This window comes from Metabacillus niabensis (genome assembly GCF_902829255.1).
GTDB classification, from domain to species: domain Bacteria; phylum Bacillota; class Bacilli; order Bacillales; family Bacillaceae; genus Metabacillus; species Metabacillus niabensis.
In genome coordinates, this window is sequence record NZ_CADEPK010000392.1 from 1 (window position 1) to 21,032 (window position 21,032).

19 protein-coding genes and 1 other annotated feature are annotated in these 21,032 nt (G+C 36.6%); all 19 genes read left to right on the forward strand.

Features of this window, described 5'->3' with window-relative positions:
• The coding region (locus HU235_RS22325) for a cell division protein SepF (RefSeq protein WP_174881638.1) at positions 1-352 on the forward strand (352 nt) is incomplete at its 5' end.
• 7 nt (positions 353-359) lie between these two features.
• Positions 360-626: a YggT family protein gene (locus HU235_RS22330; RefSeq protein ID WP_095298837.1), complete on the forward strand. Its 267-nt coding sequence runs from the start codon at positions 360-362 to the stop codon at positions 624-626.
• 72 nt (positions 627-698) lie between these two features.
• Entirely contained in the window at positions 699-1,475 is a 777-nt protein-coding gene (locus HU235_RS22335; RefSeq protein ID WP_095298835.1) for a YlmH family RNA-binding protein, read from the forward strand.
• A 171-nt stretch (positions 1,476-1,646) separates the two neighbouring features.
• Positions 1,647-2,153 (forward strand): DivIVA domain-containing protein, encoded by a 507-nt coding sequence (locus HU235_RS22340; protein WP_095298833.1) that lies wholly within the window; start codon positions 1,647-1,649, stop codon positions 2,151-2,153.
• A gap of 78 nt (positions 2,154-2,231) precedes the next feature.
• Positions 2,232-2,460: a binding site (T-box leader), on the forward strand.
• Between the two features lie 49 nt (positions 2,461-2,509).
• Complete coding sequence (ileS, locus tag HU235_RS22345) at positions 2,510-5,272, forward strand: isoleucine--tRNA ligase (RefSeq protein WP_174881639.1); 2,763 nt, start codon at positions 2,510-2,512, stop codon at positions 5,270-5,272.
• A gap of 337 nt (positions 5,273-5,609) precedes the next feature.
• Positions 5,610-5,915 carry a TraR/DksA family transcriptional regulator gene (locus HU235_RS22350; RefSeq protein ID WP_095299150.1) on the forward strand — a complete coding sequence of 102 codons (306 nt, stop codon included), beginning with the start codon at positions 5,610-5,612 and terminating at the stop codon, positions 5,913-5,915.
• Between the two features lie 230 nt (positions 5,916-6,145).
• Positions 6,146-6,616: a signal peptidase II gene (lspA, locus tag HU235_RS22355; protein WP_095298829.1), complete on the forward strand. Its 471-nt coding sequence runs from the start codon at positions 6,146-6,148 to the stop codon at positions 6,614-6,616.
• The gene (locus tag HU235_RS22360; protein ID WP_174881640.1) at positions 6,616-7,536 is read left to right on the forward strand and encodes an RluA family pseudouridine synthase; all 921 of its coding nucleotides are present in this window, start codon (positions 6,616-6,618) and stop codon (positions 7,534-7,536) included. Before lspA ends, HU235_RS22360 begins: the two co-directional genes overlap by 1 nt.
• A 279-nt stretch (positions 7,537-7,815) precedes the next feature.
• Positions 7,816-8,361 (forward strand): bifunctional pyr operon transcriptional regulator/uracil phosphoribosyltransferase PyrR, encoded by a 546-nt coding sequence (gene pyrR, locus HU235_RS22365; protein WP_095298825.1) that lies wholly within the window; start codon positions 7,816-7,818, stop codon positions 8,359-8,361.
• 175 nt (positions 8,362-8,536) lie between these two features.
• Positions 8,537-9,814, forward strand: a complete 1,278-nt coding sequence (locus HU235_RS22370; RefSeq protein ID WP_174881641.1) for a solute carrier family 23 protein — start codon at positions 8,537-8,539, stop codon at positions 9,812-9,814.
• A 188-nt stretch (positions 9,815-10,002) separates the two neighbouring features.
• Complete coding sequence (locus tag HU235_RS22375) at positions 10,003-10,920, forward strand: aspartate carbamoyltransferase catalytic subunit (RefSeq protein WP_095298821.1); 918 nt, start codon at positions 10,003-10,005, stop codon at positions 10,918-10,920.
• Positions 10,904-12,190: a dihydroorotase gene (locus HU235_RS22380; protein ID WP_174881642.1), complete on the forward strand. Its 1,287-nt coding sequence runs from the start codon at positions 10,904-10,906 to the stop codon at positions 12,188-12,190. Before HU235_RS22375 ends, HU235_RS22380 begins: the two co-directional genes overlap by 17 nt.
• Entirely contained in the window at positions 12,187-13,272 is a 1,086-nt protein-coding gene (locus HU235_RS22385; RefSeq protein ID WP_095298816.1) for a carbamoyl phosphate synthase small subunit, read from the forward strand. Before HU235_RS22380 ends, HU235_RS22385 begins: the two co-directional genes overlap by 4 nt.
• Positions 13,272-16,484, forward strand: a complete 3,213-nt coding sequence (carB, locus tag HU235_RS22390) for a carbamoyl-phosphate synthase large subunit (RefSeq protein ID WP_174881643.1) — start codon at positions 13,272-13,274, stop codon at positions 16,482-16,484. The genes HU235_RS22385 and carB overlap by 1 nt, the downstream gene beginning before the upstream one ends.
• Entirely contained in the window at positions 16,481-17,260 is a 780-nt protein-coding gene (locus HU235_RS22395; RefSeq protein WP_174881644.1) for a dihydroorotate dehydrogenase electron transfer subunit, read from the forward strand. Before carB ends, HU235_RS22395 begins: the two co-directional genes overlap by 4 nt.
• 2 nt (positions 17,261-17,262) lie before the next feature.
• Positions 17,263-18,168, forward strand: a complete 906-nt coding sequence (locus HU235_RS22400; RefSeq protein ID WP_170944261.1) for a dihydroorotate dehydrogenase — start codon at positions 17,263-17,265, stop codon at positions 18,166-18,168.
• 1 nt (position 18,169) lies between these two features.
• The gene (gene pyrF, locus HU235_RS22405; RefSeq protein ID WP_095298810.1) at positions 18,170-18,886 is read left to right on the forward strand and encodes an orotidine-5'-phosphate decarboxylase; all 717 of its coding nucleotides are present in this window, start codon (positions 18,170-18,172) and stop codon (positions 18,884-18,886) included.
• Complete coding sequence (gene pyrE, locus HU235_RS22410) at positions 18,883-19,515, forward strand: orotate phosphoribosyltransferase (protein WP_095298808.1); 633 nt, start codon at positions 18,883-18,885, stop codon at positions 19,513-19,515. Before pyrF ends, pyrE begins: the two co-directional genes overlap by 4 nt.
• Positions 19,516-19,762: 247 nt before the next feature.
• On the forward strand, positions 19,763-20,320 hold the full coding sequence (locus HU235_RS22415) for a thioredoxin family protein (protein WP_174881645.1): 558 nt from the start codon (positions 19,763-19,765) through the stop codon (positions 20,318-20,320).
• Positions 20,321-21,032 lie beyond the last annotated feature (712 nt).

The window sequence follows — 21,032 nt, forward strand, 5'->3', positions numbered from 1 at the left end:
ACAACAGCCTATGCCGCAAAAAACACAGCCGCAAACGTCTAAACAAAATGTTGTAAGTTTGCAAAGTATTCAAAAATCATCTAAAGTTATCTTAAGTGAACCGAGGGTATATGCGGAAGCACAAGAAATTGCTGATCAACTAAAAAATCGTCGAGCAGTTGTTGTTAACCTTCAAAGTATTCAAAAAGATCAGGCGAAACGAATTGTAGATTTCTTAAGTGGGACAGTATATGCAATTGGCGGAGATATACAGCGTATTGGCACGAACATTTTTCTTTGCACTCCAGATAATGTAGATGTATCTGGCTCGATTTCTGAGTTTGTCTCAGACGAAGATCATCAAAGGTGGTAGGCTAACGATGGATTTAATCTTTATTATCATTAATCAAGCAATTACAATTTATTCCTATGTGATTGTCGTGTACATTTTGCTTTCGTGGTTTCCAGGTGCAAGAGAGTCTGGCTTTGGTGAAATATTAGCGAAGCTTTGTGAACCATATTTAGAGCCTTTTAGAAAAATCATTCCTCCGATCGGCGGTATGATTGATATTTCGCCAATCGTAGCACTTTTTGCTTTAAAATTGGCGCAAGCCGGTCTTGTTTCATTATTTTCGATGATAGCTTAAGGACTATTTAGGTCCTTTTTTTTCTGCATCAATATAAATACATGTAACTAAAAATGGAGTTGTCTTAAATACATGGAGAATATATATCAGCACTTCCGTAAAGATGAACGACATTTTATAGATCAAGTTCTTGAATGGAAGGAAACTGTAGAACACCATTATTCCCCGAAACTAACGGATTTTTTAGACCCTAGAGAACAAGAAATTGTATCATCGGTGATTGGCGAACATTTGGACGTAAAGGTTGCTTTTTTTGGTGGGGCAGAGGATACCGAGAGAAAAAGAGCTTTTTTATACCCAGATTATTATCAGGTTGAACAAGAGGATTTTAAGCTTACTCTATTTGAAATCCAGTATGCTAGTAAATTTATTCAATTACAGCATCGACATGTTCTTGGTTCAATGATGGGTTTAGGTTTAAAGAGAGCCAAATTTGGAGATATTCGCTTTCATGATGATGTCGTTCAATTTATTTGTGCCGCTGAAATTTCTGATTATTTAAAAGTGAATTTTCATGAAATCGGAAAAGCGAAGATAAATTTGAAGGAACGGAGTCTTACAGAGTTTATCGTTAGTAACGAAGAAAAACAAGAGCTTGTTACAACAGTTGCTTCTATGCGTCTTGATGTAATTGGCTCTGCGATATACAATATTTCTCGACAAAAAATTCAACCGCTTATTGAAAATGGTCTCGTAAAAGTGAATTGGAAGCCAGTTGAAGAGACATCCTTTGAATGTCGAGAAGGAGATACCCTTTCTATTCGCGGCTTTGGCAGAAGTAAAATTACTTCAGTTGAAGGGAAAACGAAAAAGGATCGCTATAAAATCATCATTTCAAAATATAAATAATTGTATAATTGAATGGTCATGCTAAAGTATACTTGATTTTGTTTTTTAATTTCCAAGTAGGAAATATAAAATAATTTATTAAAAATAGCAGGAAATATAACAATCTTGTCGAATTATGATTTATAATGTGACAAGGATTAACTATTTCACTACATATTGGAGGTGGCATCCATGCCTTTAACACCATTAGATATCCATAACAAGGAATTTAGTAAAGGATTTCGTGGATATGATGAAGATGAAGTAAATGAGTTTTTAGATCAAGTAATTAAAGATTATGAAATGGTCATCCGCGAGAAGAAAGATCTAGAGATAAAGGTTACGGAACTTACAGAAAAGCTAGGTCACTTTACGAATATTGAAGAGACATTGAATAAATCAATAATCATCGCTCAAGAGGCCGGAGAAGATGTAAAGCGTAATGCTCAAAAGGAATCAAAGCTAATTATTAAAGAAGCGGAAAAGAACGCAGACCGTATTATAAATGAGGCATTGGCAAAGTCGCGCAAAATTGCAATGGAAATTGAAGAGCTTAAGAAACAATCAAAAGTCTTTAGAACTCGTTTCCAAATGTTAATTGAGGCGCAGCTTGACCTATTAAAAAATGATGATTGGGATCACTTGTTAGAATACGAGGTTGAGCCTATTTTTGGTGAAGAAGAAGAAACAAAAAGCTAAGCCTTGACTTTATTTTATTTTTTCGCATATAATACTTTAACGTAGACGTGTGAAAAGATTTTATTACCTGAATATCGAAAGAAAACGGTGAAAGGGATAGTAATCCTTTAAGCTCCCTTATTTAAGCGAATCGAGGATGGTGCAAGCTCGATATAAGGTTAAAGGATGAAGATCACCCTAGAGTTCCTTGCTGAACATACATAAGTAAGCAATGGCGTATCATTCTCGTTACGAATGCTTGAGTGGATTAATGATTAAAATTAATCTAATAGGGTGGTACCGCGAGATAAACCTTCTCGTCCCTTGTGGGATGTGAAGGTTTTTTTGTGTTTATTAAAGAAATGGAGGAAAAGTTAATGGAGTATAAAGATACCCTTCTTATGCCAAAAACAGATTTTCCGATGCGTGGAAATCTTCCAAACAGAGAACCTGTTATGCAGGAAAAATGGGAAAAGATGAACATTTACAAAAAAGTACAGGAACGTACGAAAGACCGTCCATTATTTATTTTGCATGATGGACCACCATATGCGAATGGTGATATTCATATGGGGCATGCTTTAAATAAAATCTTAAAGGACTTTATTATCCGCTATAAATCAATGAGCGGTTACTCAGCACCATATGTTCCAGGTTGGGATACTCACGGTTTACCAATTGAAACAGCATTAACAAAGAATAAGAAGGTTAAACGAAAAGAGATGTCTGTTGCGGAGTTTCGTAAACTATGTGAAGAATACGCTTGGCAGCAAATTAATGGGCAACGTGAACAATTTAAACGTTTAGGTGTTCGTGGTGATTGGGATAATCCATATGTTACATTAACACCTGCTTATGAGGCGCAGCAAATTAAAGTTTTCGGAGAAATGGCAAAAAAAGGTTATATTTATAAAGGCTTAAAACCTGTTTATTGGTCTCCGTCAAGTGAATCTGCGCTTGCTGAAGCAGAAATTGAATATGCGGACAAACGCTCACCATCTATTTATGTTGCTTTCCCTGTTAAAGATGGAAAAGGAGTCCTTTCTACAGATGAGAAGATTATTATTTGGACAACAACTCCATGGACAATACCAGCTAACTTAGGTATTTCAGTTCATCCAGAACTTGAATATAGCGTTGTAGCTGTAAATAATGAAAAATATGTTGTTGCTTCAGCATTAGTTGAATCTGTTGCACAAACGATTGGTTGGGAAGATTTCACAGTTGATCGTACAGTAAAGGGCAGTCAACTTGATCGCATCGTTGCGAAGCATCCTATTTATGATCGTGATTCATTAGTTATGCTAGGTGAACATGTTACAAGTGATGGTGGAACAGGATGTGTTCATACTGCTCCAGGTCATGGGGAAGATGACTTTATCATTGGTCAACAATATGGATTAGATGTTTTATGTCCAGTTGATGAAAAAGGATACATGACAGAGGATGCTGAAGGGTTCGCTGGTTTATTCTATGATGATGCCAATAAAGCCATTACTGAAAAATTACAGGAAGTTGGAGCTTTATTAAAACTTCAATTTATTACTCACTCATATCCACATGACTGGAGAACGAAAAAACCAACGATTTTCCGGGCAACAGCACAATGGTTCGCATCCATTAAAGATTTCCGTGAGGACTTATTAGCTGCAATTAACGAAACAAAATGGGTTCCAGCATGGGGAGAAACTAGACTTTATAATATGGTGCGTGACCGTGGCGACTGGTGTATTTCAAGACAACGTGCATGGGGTGTACCAATTCCAGTTTTCTATGCAGAAAACGGTGAGCCAATTATTACAGACGAAACGATTGAACATGTATCAAACCTATTTAGAGAGCATGGTTCAAATGTTTGGTTTGAGCGTGAAGCAAAGGACTTACTCCCAGAAGGATTCACACACCCTGGAAGTCCAAATGGTATCTTTACGAAAGAAAATGATATTATGGATGTTTGGTTTGATTCAGGTTCTTCACATCAAGCAGTTCTATTAGAAAGAGAAGAACTACAACGACCAGCTGACTTATATCTAGAAGGCTCAGACCAATATCGTGGATGGTTTAACTCCTCACTTTCGACTGCTGTTGCTGTAACAGGTAAAGCACCATACAAAGGTGTACTAAGTCATGGGTTTGCTTTAGATGGCGAAGGGCGTAAAATGAGTAAATCATTAGGAAACACCGTTGTGCCTGAAAAAGTTATGAAACAATTAGGTGGAGACATTTTACGATTATGGGTAGCATCGGTAGATTATCAAGCTGATGTTAGAGTATCTGATGCAATCTTAAAACAAGTTGCCGAAGTTTATCGAAAAATTAGAAATACTTTCCGATTTTTACTTGGTAATTTATCTGATTTTAATCCAAATACAGATTCTGTTAAGCTTGAAAACCTTAGAGAAGTTGACAGATATATGCTTGTGAAATTGAACAAGCTCGTTAGTCGTGTTAAAGAAGCGTATGAACAATATGAATTTGCAGCAATTTATCATGCAGTTCACAATTTCTGTACGATTGAATTAAGTTCATTCTATCTTGATTTTGCAAAAGACGTCTTATATATCGAGTCAAAAGAGAATGAAGAGCGTAGAGCAATCCAAACGGTACTTTATGAAACATTGCTGTCTCTAGTTAAACTTGTGACACCTATTCTTCCACATACGGCTGATGAAGTTTGGGAGCATATTGAATTTGTTGCGGAAGAAAGTGTTCAACTTGTTGATATGCCTGAAGAGAAACAATATCCTAACGCAGATGAATTAGAGAAGAAATGGGATATGTTTATGTCGTTACGCGATGATGTTTTGAAGGCATTAGAAGTTGCGCGAAATGAAAAAGTCATTGGAAAATCATTAACAGCAAGTATCTCGCTATACCCTAATGCGGAAGCGAAAGAATTGCTTTTATCTGTTAAAGAAGATTTAAAACAGCTTTTCATTGTTTCAGGATTTGAAATTGCTGGAGATTACAATACAGCTCCAAACAATGCACAAAGTTTTGATACTGTTAAAATTGTTATTAACCAAGCTGAAGGTGAAACATGTGAGCGTTGTTGGATTGTGACACCTGAAGTTGGTCAAGACGCAGAGCATCCAACATTATGTCAACGCTGTGCGACAATTGTAAAAGAACATTATTAAGACATAATTGATAGGGATAGTTCTCAGAAATATAATCCTTTTAACAGGATGAGAATTTTTGGGGACTGTCCCTTTTTTTTGCTTGAAGCCTGATCATGATTAAGTCCGTTTTAATAAAGCCCATTTTGCATTCTTCATGTTTCACATATGAAAATGAGGGGTAAAAAATAGTCATTCACTATACAAACGAATTAGATAGCATGGATTTCTTTCACAGGAAAATTCTTAACAGGGTGAGGTTGGTTTTTGAAGGATACACTAATGTTACATCATGAGAAGGATTAAGGAGTTGTCCATCTTGAATAAATATTATGGAATCCGGTATGAATTGCAAGTGATGAGAGAAGAATTACGTGCAAGATTATTTGATCACAGTATGTTTGAAATGACAAATGATGATCAAGCGAAAAACAATACTCTAATCCATCATATAAAAGAAGAACTTCAAGATGTAGAACGAGCCTTACTTAAAATGGATAAAGGGATATACGGATATTGTGAAGAAACTGGTGAAGAAATTCCTTTTGAAAAGTTAAGAATACTTCCTACTGCAAGAACAAAATATGATTTTTACTTCCAAGAACTATACGAGCGAAAATCATTACCACAATATGACTATACTTATGATGAATCATATTTTTAACTTCATTTGGGGGACAGTCCCCAAATGAAGTTCTTTTGAAGGCATTTTTCAATTTTATTACCCTTTCGTTTTTCCAAATACCTTTAAAATAAAGGTTTCCAAAACTTTTTTTAGTTTTGGGGACTGTCCCCATTGTGATTCTATTTTCAATGAGTTGTTGCATATGGTACAATTCAAGTTGGGTAATACTTGTTGCTTTTTCAATAGAATAAAGGAAAGTTGGGGAAACATTGTATTTTTATTACATAATTGCAGCTATTATTATTGGGATTGACCAATTAACGAAATGGTTAGTTGTAAAGAATATGGAGCTAGGTGAGAATATACCGATTATAGAAAATTTCCTTTATATAACCTCACATCGAAATAGAGGTGCTGCTTGGGGAATATTACAAGGGCAAATGTGGTTTTTCTACTTGATTACAACGGTTGTTATTATCGGTATTATTTACTACATCCAAAAACATACTAATGGTAGTAAGCTAATGGGAATTGCGCTAGGTCTAATGCTTGGTGGGGCAATTGGTAACTTTATTGACCGCTTGTTTAGAAAAGAAGTTGTTGATTTTATTAATACATATATTTTTACATATGATTTCCCAATATTTAATGTGGCAGATTCTGCTCTATGTGTCGGAGTAGTTCTATTATTTATTTATATGCTGTTTATTGAAGGGAAAAAAGAGAAGGAGAAAGCTTAATGGACATCGTAGATTTACGTGTAACTGAAGAACATAAAAATGAACGGATTGATAAGTTTCTGTCTACTTATAATGAAGAATGGTCAAGAACTCAGGTTCAGCAGTGGATTAAAGAAGGAATTGTAAAAGTAAATGAAACTGAAGTGAAAACGAATTATAAATGTCAAATCGATGATCATATTGTCATTCATATTCCTGAACCAGAGCCGTTAGATGTAGTCGCAGAGGAAATGGATTTAGATATTTATTATGAGGATGAAGATGTTCTTGTTGTCAATAAACCAAAAGGAATGGTTGTTCATCCAGCACCTGGCCATATGTCCGGTACATTGGTAAATGGGTTAATGGCACATTGTAAAGATTTATCTGGAATTAATGGAGTATTACGCCCAGGAATTGTTCATCGAATTGATAAAGATACATCAGGCCTCCTCATGGTTGCCAAAAATGATCTGGCACACGAATCATTAGTAGACCAACTAGTAAATAAAACGGTAACGCGAAGATATAAGGCAATTGTCCATGGGAGTATCCCACATGATAACGGGACGATCAATGCCCCGATTGGCCGTGACAAAACAGATCGTCAAAGCATGACTGTTACAAATGTAAGCAGTAAAGAAGCAGTTACACATTTTCGAGTTTTAGAACGTTTTCATGACTATACATTTGTTGAATGTCAATTGGAAACTGGGAGAACTCATCAAATTCGTGTACATATGAAATACATTGGCTTTCCTTTAGTTGGAGATCCAAAATACGGTCCGAAAAAAACGTTACAAATAAATGGACAAGCACTCCATGCAGGTATTTTAGGCTTTATTCATCCAAGAACAAAGGAATACTTAGAGTTTGAAGCTCCTTTACCGAATGATTTTGAAGAAGTATTAAAGGAAATTCGATTAAAAAGCCAACTTTAAAAATGCTAGAACAAACAAGTCGGAATTATTATCTTAAAAAAATTGTTGACACGATTCTACAATTTTGTGATAATAGGTTTAACTTAATAAGAACCTTTAACACAGTCCCGAGAGGCTGAGAAGGAAAGCGGAAATTAGGCTATAGTACTTAAAAAAGTACTATGCTCTAAACAAAAGTTCGTAACTCCTCTCACTGTTCGGTGAGAGGGGTTTTCTTTTTATAGCTTACTTTTTCATCCAGCTACAAGGATAAATTAAGTAACGAGAGGAGATGAAGAAATGTCTCAAAAAGCAGTTGTTTTAGATGAGCAAGCAATTAGAAGAGCATTAACAAGAATTGCACATGAAATTATTGAAAGAAATAAAGGCATTGAAGATAGTGTTTTAGTAGGGATAAAAACTCGCGGAATTCACTTAGCAAAAAGACTTGCAGAGCGAATTGAGCAAATTGAAGGAAATAAAATCGCGATCGGGGAACTTGACATAACACTATATCGTGATGATTTAACGAAAAAAACGAAGAATCAAGAGCCGCTTGTTAAAGGTTCAGATATTCCAGTTGATGTTACAAATCAAAAAGTAATCTTAGTTGATGATGTTTTATATACAGGTCGAACGGTTCGAGCTGCAATGGACGCATTAGTTGATATTGGTAGACCAGCAAATATTCAGCTAGCAGTGTTAGTTGACCGCGGTCATCGGGAACTACCAATTCGTGCAGATTATGTAGGGAAAAATATACCTACTTCAAGCTCTGAGAAAATTGTTGTCGAGCTTCAAGAACAAGATAATAAAGACCAAGTTACAATACATGATAATAATTAACCCTTTTAATAATCGTCCAGTGAGGCGACAAAGGGGAACAAAAGGATCAATCGGTCGAAACACGATTGGCTTACCTTTTTGTACCTCTTTGCATGCTTCGCAAAGAGGTTTTTTGTTTATCCATTTCACACATACTAACTAACATGAATATTTCTCAAAAGTGGAGGTCCTAAACGTGAAAGAACAACAAATCGTATTAGATATAAAAGATAAACCAAATTTATTAACATGGCTTACATTGAGCTTCCAGCATTTGTTTGCAATGTTTGGCTCAACAATTCTAGTCCCATATCTTGTTGATTTAGACCCAGCAGTAGCACTCATATCTAGTGGATTAGGAACGTTAGCATTCATGCTCATAACAAAAGGTCAAGTACCAGCATATTTAGGGTCATCTTTTGCGTTTATCACTCCGATAATCGTAGCAAAGGCATCAAGTGGAGTTGGTGCAGCGCTTGTAGGGAGCTTCCTAAGTGGTTTAGTTTACGGCATTGTCGCTTTAATTATTAAAGGTACTGGTCATAAATGGATCATGAAAATCTTACCACCAGTTGTTGTCGGTCCAGTCATTATCGTCATTGGATTAGGTTTAGCGGGAACAGCAGTAGATATGGCGACCTTAAACGGTGAGGAATATAGTCTTCAATATTTCTCGGTAGCAATTATTACGTTGCTTATTACAATTATTGCATCAATCTTTTTTAAAGGATTTTTCAATCTCATCCCTGTTCTTATCGGTATCGCAGGGGGATACTTATATTCACTAGCAATTGGTATCATTGATTTTTCAACAGTAATTGAAGCGAAATGGCTACAAGCGCCTAATTTTATCTTGCCATTCGTTGATTATACACCATCGATAAATATGGATATTATCTTACTAATGGTACCTGTATGTGTTGTAACGATTTCTGAGCATATCGGCCACCAATTAGTATTAGGAAATGTAGTAAAAAGAGATTTTATTAAAGAACCAGGGCTTCACCGCTCAATCATGGGAGATGGAGTCGCAACAATGATTGCAGCTCTAATCGGCGGACCGCCAAATACTACGTATGGTGAAAATATCGGTGTCCTTGCGATTACAAGAGTTTATAGCGTATTTATCTTAGTTGGTGCCGCGGTATTAGCAATCGTCTTTGGCTTCATCGGGAAAATATCTGCCTTCATAAGCACGATTCCAACACCTGTTATGGGTGGAGTATCAATCCTATTATTCGGTATTATCGCATCTTCTGGATTAAGAATAATGATTGAAAACAAGCTTGATTTAGGCAGTAAACGAAACTTGATTATCTCTTCAGTTATTCTAGTTATTGGAATAGGTGAAGCAACGATTAAGTATGGTGGCTTTGATTTACACGGAATGGCGCTAGCCGCAATTATCGGGATTGTATTAAACTTAGTCCTTCCACAAAAGGATGATGAAACAATTAATAATGAACATGCATAATGAGAGTTGCTTAAATCTTTTAAGAAAAGTCCAGAGAGGCTTTGAAGGGTGTAAGGCAAGGAAAAGGTATAGGGATACCTAGATTTGCTCTACCTTTTTACACCCTGTTTATTCAAAACAGGGTGTTTTTTTATACAATAAATGCCATTTGAAAGTAAAATTGCTTTCAAATAAAGGAGAGAATGGGTATGACAAACCTACTGACAATGAATCAGCTATCAAATGAAGAGATATTTTCAATTCTTGAGGATGCAGAAAGATATAAAACAGGAAAGGGCTGGAGACCATCTGATTTAGTATTTGTTTCAAACCTGTTTTTTGAGCCGAGTACTAGAACACGATTTAGTTTTGAAGTGGCTGAAAAAAGATTAGGTCTAGAAGTCTTAAATTTTGCTGCGGAGCATTCAAGTGTTCAAAAAGGTGAAACGCTATACGACACTGTCAAAACGTTAGAATCTATCGGGGCAAATGCTGTAGTCATTCGACATCAGGAGGATCATTTTTTTGAGGAGTTGATCGGAAAGGTTTCAATACCAATTATCAATGCAGGTGATGGATGTGGACATCATCCCTCTCAATCTTTATTAGATTTATTAACGATAAAACAGGAGTTTGGAAGATTTAAAGATTTAACGGTATCCATACATGGAGATATTCGCCATAGCCGTGTTGCTCGTTCGAATGCTGAAGTTTTAACAAGATTAGGTGCTCGAGTACTTTTTTCCGGTCCTTCGGAATGGCAAGACCCATTTAATCTATACGGGGAATACGTCGAGGTTGATGAGGCGATTAAGCAATCAGATGTTGTTATGCTCCTACGTATTCAACATGAACGACATAATGAAAAAACGAATCCAGCTAATTATTTAGAAGAATTCGGTTTAACGAAGAAAAGAGAAAATCAAATGAAGCCAAATGCAATTATTATGCACCCAGCTCCAGTGAATCGAGACGTTGAGATAGATGGTGATTTAATAGAGTGTGAACGTTCGAGAATCTTTAAGCAGATGGAAAATGGAGTTTATGTAAGAATGGCGATTTTGAAAAGGGCTTTACAACAAGTTCAAAATAATCAGGAGGTAGATGGACATGTCATTTATTCTTAAAAACGGCTTTGTGGTAGATAATCAAGGTGAGTTCAATAAAGTAGACATTAAGGTTGAAAACGGAAAAATTACAGAAATAGGCGAAAATTTACCAGTAGACGGTTATCGAGTTGTTCCTGTTGACGGTCAACTAATTTCAACAGGATTTATCGATTTACATGTACATTTACGAGAGCCAGGTGGAGAGCATAAGGAAACAATTGAAACTGGAACGAAAAGTGCTGCAAAAGGTGGATTTACGACGATTGCTCCAATGCCAAATACCCGCCCAGTACCTGATACAAAAGAACAGATGGAATGGCTACAAAATCGTATTAAAGAAACTGCTGTCGTAAAGGTACTTCCATATGCCTCAATTACGACTAGACAGCTTGGTGAAGAACTAACAGATTTTGCGGCGCTTAAGGAAGCAGGAGCATTTGCCTTTACAGATGATGGTGTTGGTGTTCAATCTGCTGGAAAAATGTTAGAAGCAATGAAAAAGGCTGCTTCAATTGGTGCTTCAATCGTTGCCCACTGTGAGGAGAATACATTAATTAATAAAGGTTCAGTCCATGAAGGTAAGTTCTCAGCAAAGCATGGAATAAATGGAATTCCATCAGTATGTGAGTCTGTACATATTGCAAGAGATATTTTACTTGCAGAAGCTGCAGACTGTCACTACCATGTTTGTCACATTAGTACTAAGGAGTCTGTACGTGTAGTAAGGGATGCAAAGCGTGCAGGAATTCGTGTAACAGCAGAAGTAACACCACATCATCTTTTACTATGTGAAGATGATATACCAGGGTTAGACCCGAATTTTAAAATGAATCCTCCGTTACGAGGGAAGGAAGACCAAGAAGCATTAATCGAAGGTCTTTTAGATGGGACGATTGACTTTATCGCAACAGACCATGCACCACATGCTTTAGAGGAAAAGGCTGAGGGAATGCAGTTGGCCCCATTTGGGATTGTCGGCCTAGAGACAGCATTTCCATTGCTTTTTACACACTTTGTTTTAACAAAAAAATTTACGTTAAAGCAGCTAATTAACTTTTTAACAGTTAAACCTGCAGAAGCATTTGGATTAACTGTTGGAACTTTACAAGTTGGCGATGTTGCTGATTTAACAGTCATTGACTTAGATACTGAAGCAAAAATCGACCCAGACAACTTCCTCTCAAAAGGGAAAAACACACCATTTAAGGACTGGGCATGTAAGGGCTGGCCAACATTAACTATTGTTGATGGAAACATCGTTTGGGAAAAAGGAGGCATCACTGTATGAAAAGACAGTTAATTTTAGAGGATGGAACAGTATTTTTAGGAGAAGCTTTTGGAAGTGATAAAGAAAATTTTGGTGAAGTTGTATTTAATACAGGGATGACTGGTTACCAAGAAATCCTATCAGATCCTTCTTACTGTGGACAAATTGTAACATTAACATACCCTTTAATTGGTAATTACGGAATAAACCGTGATGACTTTGAAACGATATCCCCTTTCATTAATGGGTTTGTCGTCAAGGAATTTTGTGATTATCCATCAAACTGGAGAAATGAATACACAATAGATGAATATTTTAAAATGAAAAATATTCCTGGAATAAGCGGGATCGACACTCGAAAATTAACAAGAATTATTAGAATGTACGGTACGTTAAAAGGTGCGATTTGTTCGGCTGATGCAAATCCAGATGAAGTAATTAGCAAACTTAAGGGAACAGAACTACCTACTAATCAAGTACAAACTGTCTCTACAAAAACAGCTTATCCAAGCCCTGGCAGAGGACCTCGTGTCGTCCTAGTTGATTATGGAATGAAGCACGGTATTTTAAGAGAGTTAAATAATCGCAATTGTGACATCGTTGTCGTACCACATTCGATAACAGCTGAAGAAGTATTGCAATTAAAACCTGATGGAATCATGCTTTCAAACGGACCAGGGGATCCAAAGGATGTACCTGAGGCGATTGAAATGATAAAAGGAATATTAGGGAAAATTCCGTTGTTTGGGATTTGCTTAGGACATCAATTATTTGCCCTAGCATGTGGAGCTGACACGGAAAAAATGAAGTTTGGACATCGTGGTTCAAACCATCCAGTAAAAGAGCTAAGTACTGGAAAAGTTGATATTACTTCTCAAAATCACGGATATACAGTAACTGAAGCATCAATTGAAAATACAGATTTGGAAATTACACATATTGCTTTAAATGATGGAACGGTGGAAGGCTTAAAACATCAGCATGCAAAAGCATTTACCGTACAATATCACCCTGAAGCATCACCAGGTCCAGAGGATGCTAACGGATTATTTGACCAATTTTTAGAAATGATTGAAGCGAATAAGAAAGAGGGGGTTCTATAATGCCAAAACGTACAGACATCAATAAAATTCTTGTTATCGGTTCAGGTCCAATTGTTATCGGTCAAGCAGCAGAATTTGATTACGCAGGTACACAAGCTTGTATCGCTTTAAAAGAAGAAGGATATGAAGTTGTGCTAGTGAACTCAAATCCGGCAACAATTATGACAGATACAGAAATAGCAGATAAGGTGTATATTGAGCCTCTTACATTAGAATTTTTAAGCAATATCATTCGTAAAGAGCGTCCAGATGCATTAGTTCCAACTCTAGGTGGGCAAACAGGACTAAATCTTGCAGTTGAATTAGCGGAATCTGGCGTTTTAGAAGAATGCGGTGTCGAAATTTTAGGAACTAAGCTTTCTGCGATTAAACAAGCAGAGGACCGTGATCTTTTTAGAACATTAATGAATGAGTTAAATGAGCCAGTTCCTGAAAGTGAAATTATTCATAATTTAGATGAGGCATTTGCGTTTGTTGAGCAAATTGGCTATCCAGTTATTGTCCGTCCAGCATATACATTAGGTGGTACTGGTGGCGGTATTTGTGAAAATGAAGAGGAATTAATTGAAATCGTAACAAGTGGTTTGAAAAACAGCCCAGTTACACAATGCCTATTGGAAAAAAGTATTGCAGGCTTCAAGGAAATTGAATATGAAGTTATGAGAGATTCAAATGACCATGCAATCGTTGTTTGTAATATGGAAAACTTTGACCCAGTAGGAGTACATACTGGTGATTCAATTGTATTTGCACCAAGTCAAACGTTAAGTGACCGGGAATATCAAATGCTTCGGAATGTTTCATTAAAAATCATTCGCGCCTTAAAAATTGAAGGGGGATGTAATGTACAGCTAGCGCTTGACCCTAATAGCTTTAAATATTACATCATTGAAGTAAATCCGCGCGTTAGCCGTTCATCAGCACTTGCGTCAAAAGCAACAGGCTACCCTATAGCTAAGCTTGCTGCGAAAATTGCAGTTGGCTTAACACTTGATGAAATGGAAAACCCAGTTACGGGTAAGACATATGCATGCTTTGAACCTGCTCTTGATTACATTGTATCGAAAATTCCGCGCTGGCCTTTCGATAAGTTCGAATCAGCTAACCGTCGTTTAGGTACACAAATGAAGGCAACAGGTGAGGTAATGGCGATTGGACGGACGTTAGAGGAATCGCTATTAAAAGCAGTGCGGTCTTTAGAATCAGATGTTTCATATTTACGATTAAACGATGCAGATTCCATTACAAATGAATTGATTGAAAAGCGGATTCGTAAAGCTGGTGATGAACGTCTGTTCTATATTGCAGAAGCATTTAGAAGAGGAGTTACAAAGGAACAAATTCATGATTGGAGTAAAATCGATTTATTCTTCTTAATGAAGATTGAAAAAATTATTAAGTTTGAAGATAAAATTAAGGGGAATCCCTTTGAACTTACTACCCTTCAAAAGGCGAAGGAAATGGGCTTTTCTGATGCAGAAATCGCAAAGCTTTGGGGTACAAGTGAGTTGGAAGTATATAAACTCCGTAAGCAGGCGGAAATTATCCCAGTATATAAAATGGTTGATACGTGTGCAGCAGAATTCGAATCTGCAACACCGTATTTCTACGGCACATATGAAGATGAAAATGAATCAATTGTTTCAGATAGAGAGAGTGTCGTTGTTCTAGGTTCAGGTCCAATCCGTATTGGTCAAGGGGTAGAATTTGATTATGCGACAGTACATTCCGTTTGGGCAATTAAAGAAGCTGGATATGAGGCGATTATCGTAAATAATAACCCTGAAACAGTTTCAACAGATTTTAGCATATCTGACAAGCTTTACTTTGAACCACTTACGATTGAAGATGTTATGCATATTATCGATTTAGAAAAGCCAAAAGGGGTAGTCGTCCAATTTGGTGGACAAACGGCTATTAATCTTGCAAGTGAACTAGAAGCAAGAGGGGTAAAAATTTTAGGTACATCACTTGAGGATTTAGACCGTGCGGAAGACCGAGATAAATTTGAGCAAACACTCGTTTCCTTAGGAGTGCCACAGCCGCTTGGAAAAACGGCAACATCTGTAGAGCAAGCTGTGAAAATAGCAGGTAAGATTGGCTATCCAGTACTTGTTCGTCCTTCATATGTTTTAGGTGGACGTGCAATGGAAATTGTTTACCAAGAGTCTGAATTATTGCATTATATGGAAAATGCCGTGAAAATCAATCCACAACATCCAGTCTTAATTGATAAGTATTTAACAGGTAAAGAAATTGAAGTTGATGCAATTTCTGATGGAGATACTGTTTTAATACCGGGAATTATGGAGCATATTGAACGCGCAGGGGTTCACTCAGGCGACTCTATCGCAGTATATCCTCCACAATCGTTATCAAACGACGTGAAAGAAAAAATTATTGATTACACGATTAAACTTGCTAAAGGGCTAAATATTATTGGGTTATTAAACATACAATTTGTTCTTTCAAAAGGGGAAGTATATGTCCTTGAAGTAAATCCACGTTCAAGTCGTACGGTACCATTTTTAAGTAAAATTACAGGTGTGCCGATGGCCAATTTAGCAACAAAGGTGATTTTAGGGGCAAAATTAGCTCCATTAGGCTATGAAACGGGTCTCTACCCTGAAAGTCAAGGAGTATATGTAAAAGCTCCAGTCTTCTCATTTGCTAAGCTTAGAAATGTTGATATTACGCTCGGACCAGAAATGAAGTCAACTGGTGAGGTAATGGGGAAAGACATTACATTAGAAAAGGCATTGTATAAAGCATTAGTTGCTTCAGGAATCCAAATTAAAAATCATGGGTCAGTTCTCTTAACTGTTGCTGACAAGGACAAAGAAGAAGGATTAGAAATTGCGAAAAGATTTCATGAGATTGGCTATCAAATCCTTGCAACGAGTGGAACAGCAGAATATATTCAATCATTCAATATACCTGCAAAAGTTGTCAATAAAATCGGAGCGGAAGAGCCAAATTTACTAGATGTCATTCGCAAGGGTGAAGCTCAATTCGTAATCAATACGTTGACAAAAGGGAAACAACCGGCTCGTGATGGCTTTAAAATTCGCCGTGAGTCAGTAGAAAACGGAATCCCATGCTTAACCTCACTCGATACGGCTGTAGCAATTTTACGAGTGCTAGAATCTATGACATTTTCTACTGAGACGATGCAAAAGAAAAACGCACAGCTAGAGGTGAGCTTAACGTGATAAAAAAAGAGCTGATGGTCGTAACAAAGCAAGAGGAAATTGCAAAACATATTTTTCAGTTAACACTAAAGGGAGATTTAGTCTCAGAAATGGGCGAACCTGGACAATTTGTCCATTTAAAAGTGTCTGAAGGAACGACCCCTTTATTAAGAAGACCTATCAGTATTTCAAAAATTAACAAAGAACGCAATGAATTTACGATGATATACCGTGCTGAAGGAGCTGGAACACAGCTCCTTTCTAAAAAGCAAGCAGAGGATGTAGTTGATGTACTAGGTCCGCTTGGCCATGGTTTTCCTATCGGTGAAGCTAAGGCTGGACAAACTGCATTATTAGTAGGTGGTGGAATTGGTGTTCCTCCATTATATGAGCTATCGACACAGTTAGCTGCAAAAGGTGTAAAGGTTCATCATGTATTAGGTTTTCAAACTAAATCTGCTGTCTTTTTAGAAGAGGAATTTTCGAAGCTTGGTACAACGATCATTACAACAGATGATGGTTCATACGGCTATAAAGGTTTTGTCACTAGCGCAATTGCCGATTATAACCTAGAGTATGATGTCATGTATTCATGTGGTCCAACGCCAATGTTAAAGGCACTGGAAAAGCAATTCGGTAACAAACCATTATTCTTATCGCTTGAAGAAAGAATGGGATGTGGAATTGGTGCATGTTTTGCATGTGTTTGTCATACAGGAGACGACATTCATGGAACAAGTTATAAAAAAGTTTGTAGCGATGGTCCAGTATTTAAGGCCGGAGAGGTGGTTTTATAATCATGTTAGATGTACAATTACCAGGTTTGTCGCTTAAAAACCCGATTATGCCTGCATCCGGTTGTTTTGGATTTGGAAGAGAATATAGTAATCTTTATGATTTAAGTCAGTTAGGTTCAATCATGATAAAGGCAAGTACACAAGAGCCTCGATTCGGAAATCCTACACCCCGTGTCGCAGAGACTGAGGCAGGTATGCTAAATGCAATTGGTTTACAAAATCCAGGTGTAGATAAAGTTGTTGCAGAAGAGCTTGTTTGGTTAGAACAATTTGATGTTCCGATTATTGCAAATGTTGCCGGCTCACAAGTTGAAGACTATGTATATGTTGCTGAAAAAATAAGTCAGTCAAAAAATGTACATGCGCTTGAATTAAATATTTCTTGTCCTAATGTAAAAACAGGTGGGATCGCATTTGGCACGGTTCCTGAAATCGCTGCACAATTAACAAAGGCTGTCAAAGAAGTTTCTGCTGTTCCTGTATATGTTAAATTATCACCAAATGTTGCAAACATTGTAGAAATGGCTAAAGCAATTGAAAATGCTGGTGCAGATGGATTAACAATGATAAATACACTTATTGGGATGAGGCTCGATTTAAAAACAGGAAAACCAGTTATCGCAAATAAAACAGGCGGTCTTTCAGGTCCAGCGATAAAGCCTGTGGCAATTCGTATGATATACGAAGTGAGCCAAAATGTTTCGATACCTATTATTGGAATGGGCGGAGTTCAATCTGTAGATGATGTCATTGAATTTCTATATGCAGGTGCAAGTGCAGTAGCAGTAGGTACGGCAAACTTTGTTAATCCATTTATATGTCCGGAAATTATTCAACAATTGCCTGATAGATTAAGAGAGTTAGGCTTTGAACATGTAAATGAATGTGTTGGAAGGAGCTGGAAGTGATATGGATCGACCGATTATAATTGCTCTTGACTTCAAGGGGAAAACCGAAATAGATGACTTTTTAAATAAGTTTCATGATGAGAAGCTCTTTGTCAAAGTAGGAATGGAGCTCTTTTATCAGGAAGGGCCGGCAATTATTTCACACATTAAAGAACGTGGTCACAAAATCTTCCTTGATTTAAAGCTTCATGATATTCCAAATACAGTAAAACAAGCAATGACAGGGCTTGCTAAGCTCAATGTTGATATCGTAAATGTACATGCAGCAGGTGGCAAGAAAATGATGGAAGCTGCTATTGAAGGCTTAGAAGCAGGAACACCAGCTGGTCAATCACGGCCAGCATGTATTGCTGTTACACAGCTTACAAGCACATCACAAGCAATGCTTGAACAAGAGCTCTTAATTGATAAAACATTAAATAATGTTGTGCTTCATTATGCCCTGATGGCTAAAGAGAGCGGTTTAGAAGGTGTTGTCTGCTCTACTCACGAAGTAGAAGCCATCAGTGAAAGAATTGGCTCTTCTTTTGTAACAGTTACACCAGGAATTCGGATGAAGGACGATGCAGCAGATGACCAGACAAGAATCGCAACTCCAGAGCTCGCACGTACTCTTGGGTCAACGGCCATTGTTGTCGGAAGAAGTATTACGAAGAAGCAAAATCCATATGAAGCATATCTTCAAGTGAAAAAAGCGTGGGAGGGCACCAAGAAATGAGTCAATTAATCGCAAAACAATTACTAAAAATTAAGGCAGTCTATCTTCAACCGAACGAACCTTTTACATGGTCAAGTGGTTTGAAATCACCAATTTATTGTGATAATCGTTTAACATTGTCCTTCCCTGACATTCGTTCGCAAATTGCAGAAGGCTTAACACAGCTAATAAAGGAACATTATTCCGATGTAGAGGTGATTGCTGGAACTGCTACTGCTGGAATCCCACATGCTGCATGGGTGAGTGATAAATTAAATTTACCAATGTGTTATGTACGCAGTAAAGCAAAGGGCCATGGCAAAGGAAATCAAATTGAAGGACAAGTGAAAGAAGGACAAAAGGTTGTCGTTGTAGAAGATTTAATTTCTACAGGAGGAAGTGCTATCACAGCTGTTCGTGCGCTACGTGACGCTGGATGCCAAGTTCTAGGCATCGTATCCATCTTTACTTACGGCTTAACACTTGGTGAAGAAAAGCTATCTGAAGCAAATGTGGAAGCAAAATCTCTTTGCAATTATGACACTTTAATTGAAGTAGCAGCAAAAGAAGGATATGTTGATGATGAGGATATAAACAAGTTAAAAATGTGGCGAGAAAATCCTTCTTCAGAAGCATGGTTAAATAGTTAGTTATACTGTGGTTGGCTACATAGATTAGAAGCAATGTCTAATCTATGTAGCCAACCGCTTTTTTCATGGTAAGAAGGCGAAAAAAATGATAAAGAAGTGCTAAAAATTGCTTTTCTTCAATTTGTTCTTATAATTAAATCTTAACGAAAGCTTTTTTATATAGGCATGTCTTTTTGACACGCTCATCCAATAATTAGCAGTAAGCTTTCTACTTAATGAATGCTAAATTTAATAGGAGGATTAATTTATGAATTTAAATGATTGGTATGAAAAAGGCATAACATTTGAACAGTATAAAAATCAGATGACTGTAAATAAAGATGAGATGCTTTCAATTTATAACCGATTTCAGGTAAAGGAAGATGAGCTTGAACGTCTGAAAAATATTCAGGAAAAAAAACTTAATGTTATCGTTTTAACAGAGGATTGGTGTGGAGATGCCCTTGTTAATAACCCGATTTTATTAAAAATTGCCGAAGTCCTTAAAATGGATGTCCGCTTTTTGTTTAGAGATCAAAATCTCGAATTAATGGACCAGTATTTAACAAATGGAACTTCCCGCTCGATACCAATATTTATCTTTATTGACCAGCATGGGCAGGAGCAGGCAGTATGGGGACCGCGTGCAGCAAAAATTCAGCAACTTGTTGATCAAGAAAAAAGCAAGCTTCCAAATGTAGATTCACCAGAGTTTAAGGAAATGCAAAACGAAATGATTGCTAGACTGAAAAAATCCTATATTGAGGATGAATCAATTTGGAGAGAGATTGAAAAAAGCATAATAAACAGTTTACTTTCTATTTAAACATGAGAATATTGAATTTGCTAGAAGGTATGGATAGAGATATTATCTTACTATCCATACTTAAAGTGAGAAAACATGTTTACGAAATTCTTGTGATCATCATCATGAATAATCCAATTGAGAGAATGAAAAAACACAATTTGTATCCTATAGAAAACCATTTTTCAGGTACTTTAAGGATTTTAAGACCTTTGGCGACAATCGTTCCAAGTAGATAGAATATGTAGGCATGTTTTATTTTTCGTATCTCTTTCATAACCATTTGATTTGATTGATACATTAAAAGATGTGACATGCTCATACAAAAAAGGTAATAGGTGATCAATAATAGAAAAATATTCATGAAATGCATCCACAAGATAATCACACCTTTCATATTCGTTACAATATGTTTACTAGATATTATTAAGAAAATTCATAAATTATGGATGAAAGATTAAATGAAAATAGAAAACTACTCATAAAAAATTAATCCGATAGAAAAACTCGGGTTGACTTTTAGCCGAATTGTGTTAAAATTTTGAATCAATAGCATATTCTCTTTTACTTATGAAATAAAGCTAGAATAATAGTTTAAATAAATGAGTCATAGAGGCAAATCGATAATCGGTGATATGCTAAAAAACTGATGAAAATGATAAAGGTAAAAACGTATTATCGACAAATTTATATTGTCATAATCCAATTGTGTTGAGGATACATATTTATTTTT

What these genes read in the sequence shown, in the direction of transcription:
- HU235_RS22330 (WP_095298837.1), top strand. Translation starts at nt 360, where the DNA reads ATGGATTTAATCTTTATTATCATTAATCAAGCAATTACAATTTATTCC.
- HU235_RS22335 (WP_095298835.1), top strand. Translation starts at nt 699, where the DNA reads ATGGAGAATATATATCAGCACTTCCGTAAAGATGAACGACATTTTATA.
- HU235_RS22340 (WP_095298833.1), top strand. Translation starts at nt 1,647, where the DNA reads ATGCCTTTAACACCATTAGATATCCATAACAAGGAATTTAGTAAAGGA.
- ileS (WP_174881639.1), top strand. Translation starts at nt 2,510, where the DNA reads ATGGAGTATAAAGATACCCTTCTTATGCCAAAAACAGATTTTCCGATG.
- HU235_RS22350 (WP_095299150.1), top strand. Translation starts at nt 5,610, where the DNA reads ATGAGAGAAGAATTACGTGCAAGATTATTTGATCACAGTATGTTTGAA.
- HU235_RS22360 (WP_174881640.1), top strand. Translation starts at nt 6,616, where the DNA reads ATGGACATCGTAGATTTACGTGTAACTGAAGAACATAAAAATGAACGG.
- pyrR (WP_095298825.1), top strand. Translation starts at nt 7,816, where the DNA reads ATGTCTCAAAAAGCAGTTGTTTTAGATGAGCAAGCAATTAGAAGAGCA.
- HU235_RS22375 (WP_095298821.1), top strand. Translation starts at nt 10,003, where the DNA reads ATGACAAACCTACTGACAATGAATCAGCTATCAAATGAAGAGATATTT.
- HU235_RS22380 (WP_174881642.1), top strand. Translation starts at nt 10,904, where the DNA reads ATGTCATTTATTCTTAAAAACGGCTTTGTGGTAGATAATCAAGGTGAG.
- HU235_RS22385 (WP_095298816.1), top strand. Translation starts at nt 12,187, where the DNA reads ATGAAAAGACAGTTAATTTTAGAGGATGGAACAGTATTTTTAGGAGAA.
- carB (WP_174881643.1), top strand. Translation starts at nt 13,272, where the DNA reads ATGCCAAAACGTACAGACATCAATAAAATTCTTGTTATCGGTTCAGGT.
- HU235_RS22400 (WP_170944261.1), top strand. Translation starts at nt 17,263, where the DNA reads ATGTTAGATGTACAATTACCAGGTTTGTCGCTTAAAAACCCGATTATG.
- pyrF (WP_095298810.1), top strand. Translation starts at nt 18,170, where the DNA reads ATGGATCGACCGATTATAATTGCTCTTGACTTCAAGGGGAAAACCGAA.
- pyrE (WP_095298808.1), top strand. Translation starts at nt 18,883, where the DNA reads ATGAGTCAATTAATCGCAAAACAATTACTAAAAATTAAGGCAGTCTAT.
- HU235_RS22415 (WP_174881645.1), top strand. Translation starts at nt 19,763, where the DNA reads ATGAATTTAAATGATTGGTATGAAAAAGGCATAACATTTGAACAGTAT.